The 11,119-nt window shown below is 71.7% G+C and carries 5 protein-coding genes and 2 rRNA genes; 3 read left to right on the forward strand and 4 right to left on the reverse strand.

Annotation, left to right across the window (positions count from 1 at the left end; translation table 11 throughout):
• Positions 1–108: 108 nt before the first annotated feature.
• Positions 109–4,614 carry a HAMP domain-containing protein gene (locus AB0D08_RS06510; RefSeq protein WP_359886505.1) on the reverse strand — a complete coding sequence of 1,502 codons (4,506 nt, stop codon included), beginning with the start codon at positions 4,612–4,614 and terminating at the stop codon, positions 109–111.
• Between the two features lie 607 nt (positions 4,615–5,221).
• Here AB0D08_RS06510 and AB0D08_RS06515 point away from each other — a divergent pair.
• The 3 genes from AB0D08_RS06515 (at position 5,222) to AB0D08_RS06525 (ending at position 9,845) form a co-directional block, all read left to right on the forward strand.
• On the forward strand, positions 5,222–7,804 hold the full coding sequence (locus AB0D08_RS06515; RefSeq protein WP_359886490.1) for a SpoIIE family protein phosphatase: 2,583 nt from the start codon (positions 5,222–5,224) through the stop codon (positions 7,802–7,804).
• Positions 7,805–8,128: 324 nt separating this feature from the next.
• Entirely contained in the window at positions 8,129–8,689 is a 561-nt protein-coding gene (locus tag AB0D08_RS06520; protein ID WP_033822280.1) for a GPR1/FUN34/YaaH family transporter, read from the forward strand.
• A gap of 235 nt (positions 8,690–8,924) precedes the next feature.
• Positions 8,925–9,845 carry a hypothetical protein gene (locus AB0D08_RS06525; protein WP_051813186.1) on the forward strand — a complete coding sequence of 307 codons (921 nt, stop codon included), beginning with the start codon at positions 8,925–8,927 and terminating at the stop codon, positions 9,843–9,845.
• Positions 9,846–9,905: 60 nt separating this feature from the next.
• Here AB0D08_RS06525 and AB0D08_RS06530 read toward each other — a convergent pair whose 3' ends face one another.
• The 3 genes from AB0D08_RS06530 to AB0D08_RS06540 form a co-directional block, all read right to left on the reverse strand.
• Positions 9,906–10,760, reverse strand: a complete 855-nt coding sequence (locus AB0D08_RS06530) for a phosphatase PAP2 family protein (protein ID WP_359886494.1) — start codon at positions 10,758–10,760, stop codon at positions 9,906–9,908.
• 62 nt (positions 10,761–10,822) lie between these two features.
• A 5S ribosomal RNA gene (gene rrf / locus AB0D08_RS06535) occupies positions 10,823–10,939 on the reverse strand.
• An 87-nt stretch (positions 10,940–11,026) separates the two neighbouring features.
• A 23S ribosomal RNA gene (locus AB0D08_RS06540) occupies positions 11,027–11,119 on the reverse strand; the annotation flags it as partial.

Genomic DNA, 11,119 nt, shown 5'->3' on the forward strand with positions numbered 1-11,119 from the left:
GCCGCTCTGAGCGCCGTGTCACCATCCGGTCACCGTTCGCAACGATGGGTGACCCTACAGCGTTCCCGGCCGGGCCCGCCAGTGCCGGCCGGCCGGGACGCCCGGCGGTCAGCCGACCGCCAGGAACTGGCGCATCACCGCCAGCAGCGTGTCGGCCTCCACCGGCTTGGTCACATGGGCGTTCGCCCCCGCGGCCAGGCTCTTCTCCTTGTCGCCCTTCATCGCCTTGGCGGTCAGCGCGATGATCGGCAGACCGGCGAACTGCGGCATCCGCCGGATCGCCTCGGTGGTCGCGTAGCCGTCCATCTCCGGCATCATGATGTCCATCAGCACCAGCGCGACGTCCTCGTGCTGCTCCAGCACCTCGATGCCCTCGCGGCCGTTCTCCGCGTACAGCACGGTCAGCCCGTACTGCTCCAGCACGCTGGTGAGCGCGAACACGTTGCGGATGTCGTCGTCCACGATCAGCACCCGCTCGCCGTCGAAGCGGCCGTGGAACTGCGCCTGGCCGCCGCTGCGGGACGCCGACTCGGGCTGCTGCTGCGGCGCCGGCAGCTCCGCCGCCGCGGCCGTGCGGCGGCGCTCGGCCGCGGCGCCGCGCCGGCGCTCCTCGGCCAGCTCGCGGACCTCGTGCGCCCAGTGGTCGGCCAGGTTCTCGCCGACCGGGACCGGGGTGCCCGCCGGGGTCACCCCGACCGAGGCGCGCACCGGCAGCGCGGCCGGGCGGTCCGGCGCGGGCAACCCGGGCGCCTCGCTGCGCAGCGGCAGGTACAGCGTGAAGGTGGAGCCGCCGTGCAGCTCGCTCTCCACGTGGATCTCGCCGCCGAGCAGCCGGGCGATCTCGCGGCTGATCGACAGGCCGAGGCCGGTGCCGCCGTACTTGCGGCTGGTACCGCCGTCGGCCTGCTTGAACGCCTCGAAGATCTCCCGCAGCTTGTTGCCGGGGATGCCGATGCCGGTGTCGGAGACCGAGAAGGCGATCAGTGCCTCGTCCGGGTCGCCGATCGCCTCGGCCTCCAGCAGCAGCTCCCGCACGTGCTGCGGGACCTCCGCGCCGACCGGTCGGATCAGCAGCTCGACGGCGCCGGCGTCGGTGAACTTGACCGCGTTGGAGAGCAGGTTGCGCAGCACCTGCTGGAGCCGCTGCTCGTCGGTGTGCAGGGTGGCCGGCAGCTCCGGGGCCACCCGGACCGCGAAGTCCAGGTTCTTGTCGGCGGCCAGCGGCCGGAACGCCGCCTCGACGTAGTCCACCAGCTGGACCAGCGCGATCTTGGCCGGGCGGACGTCCATCTTGCCCGCCTCGACCTTGGACAGGTCGAGGATGTCGTTGATCAGCTGGAGCAGGTCGGACCCGGCACCGTGGATGGTCTCGGCGAACTCGACCTGCTTGGCGGAGAGGTTGCCCTCGTTGTTGTCGGAGAGCAGCTTGGCCAGGATCAGCAGCGAGTTGAGCGGGGTGCGCAGCTCGTGCGACATGTTGGCGAGGAACTCGCTCTTGTACCGCGAGGCGAGGGCCAGCTGCTCGGCGCGCTCCTCCAGGATCTGCCGGGCCTCCTCGATCTCGCTGTTCTTGATCTCGATGTCGCGGTTCTGCTGGGCGAGCTGCTCGGCCTTCTCCTGCAGCTCCTCGTTGGTGCGCTCCAGCTCCTCCTGCCGGGCCTCCAACTCGGCCGAACGCATGGAGAGTTCGGCGGTGAGCCGCTGGGACTCCAGCAGCAGGCCCTCGGTCTTGGTGTTGACCGAGATGGTGTTGACGGTGACGCCGATCAGGTCCGCGATCTGGTTGAGGAAGTCCAGCGCGACCGCGGTGAACGAGCTGAAGGTGGCCAGCTCGATCACCCCGAGCAGCCGGTCCTCGAACAGCACCGGCAGCACCACCAGGTGCGAGGGCGAGGCCTCGCCGAGCCCGGAGGCGATCTTCAGGTACCCCGGCGGGGTCTCCTTGACGATGATCGAGCGCTTCTCCACCGCGGCCTGACCGATCAGGCCCTCGCCGGGCCGGAAGGTGGTCGGCATCGAGCGCCGGTTGTAGCCGTAGCTGCCCAGCAGCCGCAGCACGGTGTCGTTCTCGTCGTCGTCCTCGGTGATCAGCTCCGCGGTGCGGCCGGCCGGCTGGGAGAGGAAGAACGCGCCGTGCTGGGCCGACACCACCGGCGTCAGCTCGTTCATGATCAGCGAGGCGACGGCCTCCAGGTCCCGGCGGCCCTGCAGCAGACCGGACATCCGGGCCAGGTTGGTCTTCAGCCAGTCCTGTTCCTTGTTGGTCCTGGTCGTCTCGCGCAGGTTGGCGATCATCTGGTTCAGGTTGTCCTTGAGCTCGTCGAGCTCGCCGGACGCGTCCACGTCGATCCGCAGGCTGAGATCGCCCCTGGTCACGGCGGTCGCCGCCTGGGCGATCGCCCGCACCTGCCGGGTCAGGTTGTTGGCCAGCTCGTTCACCGACTCGGTGAGGTCCTGCCAGGTACCGGCCACCCCGGGCACCCGGGCCTGGCCGCCGAGGCGCCCGTCGGTACCCACCTCGCGGGCCACCCGGGTCACCTCGTCCGCGAACGCGCCCAGCTGGTCCACCATCGTGTTGATGCTGGTCTTCAGCTCCAGGATCTCGCCCCGGGCGTCCACGTCGATCTTCTGCGACAGGTCGCCGCGGGCCACCGCGGTGATCACCAGGGCGATGTTGCGGACCTGCCCGGTGAGGTTGTTCGCCATCAGGTTGACGTTGTCGGTCAGGTCCTTCCAGATCCCCGCCACGCCCGGAACATTGGCCTGGCCTCCCAGGATGCCGTCGGTGCCGACCTCGCGGGCCACCCGGGTCACCTCGACGGCGAACGCCGACAGCTGGTCGACCATCGTGTTCAGGGTGCCCGCCAGCGCGGCCACCTCGCCCTGCGCCTCGATGGTGATCTTCTTGGACAGGTCACCGTTGGCCACCGCGGAGGCGACCTCGGCGATCGTCCGCACCTGACTGGTCAGGTTGGACGCCATGAAGTTGACGTTGTCGGTCAGATCGCGCCAGATGCCCGACACCCCGCGCACCCGCGCCTGACCACCCAGGATGCCCTCGGTGCCCACCTCGCGGGCCACCCGGGTCACCTCGTCCGCGAACGCCGACAGCTGGTCCACCATCGTGTTGACGGTGGTCACCAGCTCCCGGATCTCACCCTTGGCGTCGACGGTGATCTTCTTGGAGACGTCACCGCGGGCCACCGCGGTCGTCACCTCTGCGATGTTGCGGACCTGACTCGTCAGGTTGTTCGCCATCAGGTTGACGCTGTTGGTCAGGTCCTTCCAGGTCCCCGACACCCCCGGCACACTCGCCTGACCGCCCAGGATCCCCTCGGTACCGACGTCCCGCGCCACCCGGGTCACCTCGTCGGCGAACGCGCCCAGCTGGTCCACCATCGTGTTGATGGTGTTCTTCAACTCCAGGATCTCGCCCTGCGCGTCCACCTGGATCTTCTGCGACAGATCGCCCTTGGCCACCGCCGTCGTCACCTGCGCGATGTTGCGCACCTGGTTGGTCAGGTTGTTGGCCATCGAGTTGACGTTCTCGGTCAGGTCCTTCCAGACCCCCGCCACCCCGGGCACCTGCGCCTGACCGCCCAGGATGCCCTCCGTCCCCACCGCACGGGCCATTCTGGTCACCTGCTCGGCGAAACCGGACAGCTGGTCCACCATCGTGTTGATGGTGTTCTTCAACTCCAGGATCTCGCCCCGGGCATCGACCTCGATCTTGCGCGACAGATCGCCCTTGGCCACCGCCGTGGTCACCTCGGCGATGTTGCGCACCTGCGCCGTGAGGTTGTTGGCCATGAAGTTCACCGAATCGGTGAGATCACGCCACACCCCAGCGACCCCCGGCACCTGCGCCTGACCGCCCAGCCGCCCCTCGGTACCCACGTCCCGCGCCACCCGGGTCACCTGCGCGGCGAACGAGTTGAGCTGGTCCACCATGGTGTTCACGGTGTTCTTCAGCTCCAGCATCTCGCCGGCCACGTCCACCGTGACCTTGCGCGACAGATCGCCCTTGGCCACCGCCGTGGTCACCTCGGCGATGTTGCGCACCTGCGCCGTCAGCCGGCCGGCCATCGTGTTGACCGAGTCGGCCAGGTCCTTCCAGCTGCCCGAGACGCTGCGCACCCGCGCCTGACCGCCCAGCTTGCCCTCGGTACCCACCTCGATGGCGACCCGGGTCACCTCGTCGGTGAACTCCGACAACTGGTCCACCAGGCCGTTCACCGTCCGGCCGACCTTCAGGAACTCCCCGCGCAGCGGATAGCTCGCCCCGGTGGTGTGGACCGACCGCAGCTCCATCCGCTGGTCCAGGTCGCCCTCCGCGATCGAGGTGAGCACCCGGCCCACCTCCGCCATCGGCCGGGCCAGATCGTCGATCAGCGCGTTGCAGTTGTCGACCGCCGCCATCCAGGCGCCCTCGCCGACCCCCATCTCCAGCCGCTCCGACAGCCGCCCCTCCCGGCCCACCGCCCGGCGCACGCGCGCCAGCTCACCGGTGAGGTGCTGGTTGCGCTCGGCGACCTCGTTGAACACCGCCGCGATCTCCGCCAGCACACCGTCACCGGGAAACGTCAGCCGCCGCCGGAAGTTGCCGTCCCGCATCGCGGTCAGCGCCGCCAGCACCCGCCGCAGCTCCGCCGGCTCGGCCCCCCGGTTCGCATTGGCCCGGCGCCCGGCGACGCCGCGCGCCGCCGAGGCGGCACGGCCACCGCGCTCGGCAGCCGAAGTCGTACCGGTAACGTCCTTGGTCGCCGAACTCAACGGGGCCCTCCCACATCGTGACTGCTCAGTACCGCACTCGCGGGCACCGGGCCCGCCTCTCGGACACCGCAGCGGGGCTGCGCACCGCCACCGGCACCGCCTCGACCGTACTCCGCCGAACCGACGCCGCGGACTCCCCAGTCTGTCAGCCCCGGAGGCAGGTGTCCGGCCGGTTGCACAGGGTCGTTGCCGTCCTTGCGCAAATGTGGTGGGCAGAATCACCCTCCGGTGCCTGTTTCGGCTCCCCACCCCCACGGGGTACCAAGCGGAAAGTAGGCTGGACCGCTGCACCGGACCTCGGAGCGCGCACCGACCACCCGCCGGCCACCGCCACCACCGAGGCCGGGACAGCACACACACCGGCGCCGCACGGCCGGACCGCACGACGACGAACCGACCCGCCCGACACCGAACACCGGGCCGACGGCCGGACCAGAGCAGAGGAGACGTGGCAGTGGTCACCGCACGCGCAGCCGCCACCTTCGAACCGGTCGGCCGGTCAGCCGCCGCCGCCCGCGGCTTCGTACGTGAGGCCCTGCTCGGCTGGGGCCTGCCGGAGATCGTCGACGACGCCGTCGTCCTGGTCAGCGAACTGGTCACCAACGCCGTCGTGCACGCCGGCACCTCCGCCGAGGTCTGCTGCCTGCGCGAGGAGGACACCCTGCGGATCGAGGTGACCGACCGTCACCCCGAACGCGGCCTGCCCGCCTTCGCCAACGTCCCCGTCTCCGCCGCCGTCCCCGCCTCCGACCACTACGCCGACCCCGACGGCGAAGGCGGCCGCGGACTGCTGATGTGCTCCGCCCTCTCCGAGACCTGGGGCGTCGAGTACGCCGCCGGCCGCAAGACCGTCTGGTTCCGCCTCGCCCTGCCCGAACACTTCCGCGGCACCCGCTACGCCCTCCCGAGCATCCCCGGCACCGAACTGCCCGACAGCGACGGCCCGGTCCGCGTCGCCGTGGTGCGGATCGACGACGACGCCGTGGTCCGCGCCTGGAACGCCGACGCCGAAGCCCTCTTCCTGCACACCGCCGACCAGGTCATCGGCCGGCCCTGGTCCGACTACGCCTGCTGGCCGCCCTCCGGCGGCACCGGCCTGCGCCTGGCCGACACCCTGCGGATGGCCCGCTGGGAGGGCGGCTTCGACATCCGCCGCCCCGACGGCACCCTGCTCGACGTGTACGCCCTCCAGGTCCGCCTGCGCGACTCCCACGGCACCCCGTCCGCCCTGTGCCTGCTGGTCCGCGAGGAGGACCGCGCCGTCCTGCGCTCCCCCGGCGGCGCCGCCGACACCCCGCCCGCCGTCGAACCGCTCGACCTGCTCGTCGGCGCCGTCGCCCCCGACGACCTCGGCGGCCTCCTCCAGCGCATCGTCGACCGCGCCCGCGACCTGCTCGACGCCGACGCCGCCTACCTGCTGCTCACCACCGAGGACGAGACCGAGTTCGAGGTCCGCGCCGCCACCGGACTCGCCGCCGCCGCACGCCGGTTCGTCCGGATGCCGATCGAGTCCGGCGCCACCCGCTTCGACTCGGACCGGCTGCCCGCCGTCCACGAGGACCTCTCGGTCCGGCCGGGCGCCGCCCCGCTGCTCACCGGCACCGGCATGCGCTCGCTGATCACCGTGCCGCTCAAGGTCGAGGGCCGGCTCACCGGCTCGCTCGGCGTCGCCGCCACCACCCCCGGCCGCTACGACAACGAGGACGCGCTGCGCCTGCAGTTCGCCGCCGACCGGATCGCGCTGGCCCTGGAGAGCGCCCGGCTCGGCGAACTCGAACGCCGCCGCCGCGGCTCGCTGTCCTTCCTGGTCGAGGCCTCCGAACTGCTGGCCGGCACCCTGGAGCACGAGCAGACCCTCGCGCTGATGGCCCAGATGGCCGTCCCCACCCTCGCCACCTGGTGCGCCGTCTACACCGCCGGCGAACAGAACGGCGCCGCCGACCTCGCCTACGTCCTGCACGAGAACGAGGACCGGATCGACCCGCTGCGCGCCCTGCTCGACAAGACCCCCGCACCGGCCGCCGAATCCTCCCCCGGCAGCACCCGCTACTGGACCGCGCCCACCGAGACCGCCCGCACCCTCGGCGTGACGGCCGACCCCGAGCTGCACGGCATGATCGGCGAGACCGTGGTGCTGCCACTGGCCGCCCGCAACCGGGTGATCGGCCTGCTGGTCCTCGGCGTCCCCGCGGGCACCCGGTTCCGCCAGGAGATCCTGGAACTCGGCGAGGACCTCTCCCGCCGGGCCGCCCTCGCGATGGACAACGCCCGGCTCTACTCCGAGCGCACCGCCACCAGCCAGGCCTTCCAACGCGCCCTGCTGCCCCCGGAGTTGCCCAAGATCCCGGGCGTCGAGGTGGAGGTCTTCTACCAGGCGGCCGGCGAGGGCAACGAGGTCGGCGGCGACTTCTACGACATCTTCCCGATCCGCGAGGGGACCTACGGCTTCGCCATCGGCGACGTCTGCGGCACCGGCCCGGAGGCCGCCTCGGTCACCGGCCTCGCCCGCAACTCGCTGCGGCTGCTGGCCCGCGAGGGCCTCAGCGCACCCCAGGTGCTCGACCGGCTGAACGCGGCCATCCTCGACGAGGGCCCGCGCTCCCGCTTCCTGACCCTGCTCTACGGCGAGCTCACCCCGCGCCCCGACGGCAGCACCCTGCTCTCCCTGGTCTGCGCCGGACACCCGCTCCCGCTGCGGCTGCGCACCGACGGCCAGGTGGATGCCGCCGCCACCCCGCAGCCGCTGCTCGGCGTGATGGACGAACTCGACCTGACGGCCGAGGAGTTGATCCTGGAGCCGGGCGAGGTGCTGCTCTGTGTGACGGACGGCGTCACCGAGCGCCGGGAGGGCAGCCGGATGCTCGGCGACGACGGCCTGGCGGAGGTGCTGACCGGCTGCACCGGCCTGACGGCGGGCGCGGTGGCGGCCCGGGTCCAGCGCGCGGTCGAGCGGTTCGCGCCGGAGCCGCCCTCCGACGACATGGCCATCCTGACCCTGCGGGTGCCGCTTCCGGCCCAGCGCCAGGCCTGACGGGGCGTCCACCCTCGGGCCGATCGATCGGACTCGATCAGCAACTGTCCAACCGTCGCCGTCCTACAGCTGACGACTGTACAAATTGTGGAATTCACAAGGGTACAAGCCGCGTCGACCGGGTACACCGCAAGCACCGGGGGATTCCCCCCGGAGGGGCCCTCGACCAGCACCTGACCTGCTGGTTCATCACTCGGCCGCGGCCGCCCGCACGCCACTTCCGTGCGGCTTCCGGCGCGGTCTCGCGCACCCACCTCCAGCACCACCCCCACCTTCACCTGACATCTGCCGATCATCGGCGCCCAGAAGTGAAAGGAGCCTCCGGTGAGCAATGAAGCCTCCGGGGCGAACGCCCGATCCGCAGGAGACGACGCGGGTCCTCTCGGTTACCTGGCCCTCGGTCTGACCCTTCTCGCAACCGGCCTGCTGTCCACCGGCATCTTCAGTGGCGCCGGCCTCAAGGACGCAGCCTCCGTCGCCCACCTGGTGGGCGGGCTGACTCTGTTCATCGCCGGCCTCTGGCAGTTCCGCGGCGGCGACCGGTTCACCGGCACGGCGTTCACCGGCCTCGGCGCCTTCTGGGCGGCCTGGTCGGAGGGCGCCGGGGCGAGCAAGGACGCCGTGGGGCTGTTCCTGCTGCTCTGGGCCGCGCTGGCGCTCACGCTGACCCTCGCCGCCTGGCAGGGCGGGCTGTTCAGCCGGGTCGTCTACGGCCTGCTGACCGTCTCGCTGGTCCTCAACGCCATCGCGACGTTCGGCTCCAGCGACGGCCTCGGCAAGGCGGCCGGCTGGGTCGCCGCCGTGTCGGGCCTCGGCGCCTGGTACTGGGCCACCGCCACACTCGCCAACAGCGGGTGGGGCCGGGCCCTGCTGCCCCTCAAGTAGCCCTCCGGGGCACGGCGGGCCGGGTGTCTCCCCTCGGGGAGCGCCCGGCCCGCCGGCCGTACCCGCGGCTCCGCCGGGCCGCCGGCGGGCCGCGGGTACGCCGGGCTCGATCGAGCAGCGGCCGGCCACCGGCCGGCCACCGGCTTTCGGCAAGGGAGCATGACGCGGCGTCACAGTTGCATCACACCGGAGCCCGGCCGGCACCGCCGCGCCGACCTGCTGAAAGACTCGGTCCATGACGGCTCTCCCGACGACGGCCCGGGTCCGGCGGTACGGCATCCGCCGCTCGACGACCGCGCTCACGCTGACCGCCCTGCTGGCCGGGCCGGCCCTCACCGCCTGCAGCGGGACCGGCCCGCAGGCCGCTCCGGCCGGGCACACCACGGTGGTCCTCACCCCTGCCCGCCCGCTCGACGACGACCAGCTCCGGCAGGCCGCCGACCTGCTCGCCGCCCGGGCCGGCAAGGCCGGGCTGCGGGACGTCCGGACCGAGGTCACCGCAGGCACCGTCACCCTCTCCGCCGCAGGTCATGTCGGGGACCGGCTCGCCCCGCTCGGCCGTCGGGCCGCCGTCGAGCTCCGCCAGGTACTGGCCGCGGCCCCGGTCGGGACCTCGGGCGCAGACGGCGGCCCGGGCGCCCTGCTGATGGGCACCGTCCCCGTCGACCTGCTGCAGCAGTTCGACGCGCTCTCCTGCCCGGGAACCGCCTCCCCCGACGACCCCCGCCCGCTGGCCTCCGCCTCCACCCCGACCGTGGCCTGCGGGCACGAGGCGGAACAGGGCACCCGCTACCGGTTCGCGCTGGCACCGGTAGCGGTGCCCGGCACCGACATCGCCGACGCCCGCAGCGCCTTCGACAAGCAGTCCGGCTCCGGCTGGCAGGTCCAGCTGACGTTCAACAGCTCCGGTACGGACGCCTTCGCCCGCAGCACCGAACAGCTCGCCGCCGAACAGGCCCCGGCCAACCAGTTCGCCATCGTGCTGGACGGCGAGGTGCTGTCCCACCCGTACGTCGCCGGCACCATCACCGGCGGCCAAGCCGTCATCTCCGGCACCTTCACCCAGGACCAGGCCGAGACCCTCGCGGCGTCGCTCGCCACCGGGATGCTGCCGGTGGCGTTCAGCCCGTCGACGCCGCAGGAGACCGACAGCTGAGCCACGGCGGGCTGTCGGCGGCAGGCCGCTCTGCCGGCCCGGCCGTCCCGACCGGATCGGTCAGCGGCCCGAGCGCGTCCACTCCGGGACCTTGCCGTCCGCTCCGGCAGAAGGCCGGCCGGCCAGCCCGTTCGGGCCCTGACGCCAGCCGGAGCACGCGTGCTGGACCAGGTACACCACCAGCAGCAGGCCCACGGCGACCAGGCCGTCCGCCCAGAAGTGGTTGGCGGTCACCACCACCACGGCGACCGTCAGGACCGGGTGCAGCACCGCCAGCCACCGCCACGGCCCGCGGCCCACCACCACGACGGCCACCGCCACGATCACGCACCAGGCCACGTGGACCGACGGCATCGCCGACAGCTGGGCCGGCACCACCCCCGCGACCGCGCCCCCGTACACCGACTGCCCGTACTGGGCCGCGACGTCGACGAAGCCGCTGTCCGGCAGCATCCGGGGCGGGGCGACCGGGATGAACTGGACCAGCAGACATGCGGCCGTGGTCAGCACCACGGTCGTCCGCACCCACGCGTACCGGTCCCGGTGCCGCAGGAAGAGCCACAGCAGCATCACCAGCATGACGCCGAAGTGCATGGTGGCGTAGTAGTAGTTGGCGGCCTGCATCAGCCAGGGATGCGGCTCCACCGCCCGCTGCCACGCCACCTCGTCCGGCAGGCCGAAGGCCAGCTCGGTCCGATGGATCCACTCCGCCCGGGCCAGCGCGTGGTCGGTGCTCATCAGCGAGAGGTGCCCCACCAGCTGCCACAGCGTGAACAGCGCCAGCAGCGTACCCGCCTCCCGGAACACCGCCGTCACCGTCGGCCCACGGCCGGCCCGCCGAACGGCGTACGCCGCGCCGAACAGCACCCCGGACACAGCGGCCGAGGTCTGCCAGGTGAGGGTCAGGTTCTGCATTGGCGAAGATTAACGCAGATAGCCCCCCTCCCGAAGGGAGGGGGGCTATCTTTTTAAAATTTGTTCGGCGGCGTCCTACTCTCCCACAGGGTCCCCCCTGCAGTACCATCGGCGCTATGAGGCTTAGCTTCCGGGTTCGGAATGTAACCGGGCGTTTCCCTCACGCTATGACCACCGAAACACTATGAAACTGTCAACCGCACCACACCACGTGACCAGTGGCATGGGGTCGTTGTTTCAGAACAACACAGTGGACGCGAGCAACTGAGGACAAGCCCTCGGCCTATTAGTACCGGTCAACTCCACCCCTCACGAGGCTTCCATATCCGGCCTATCAACCCAGTCGTCTACTGGGAGCC

This window comes from Kitasatospora sp. NPDC048540, from assembly GCF_040651175.1.
In the GTDB taxonomy this organism is placed as follows: domain Bacteria; phylum Actinomycetota; class Actinomycetes; order Streptomycetales; family Streptomycetaceae; genus Kitasatospora.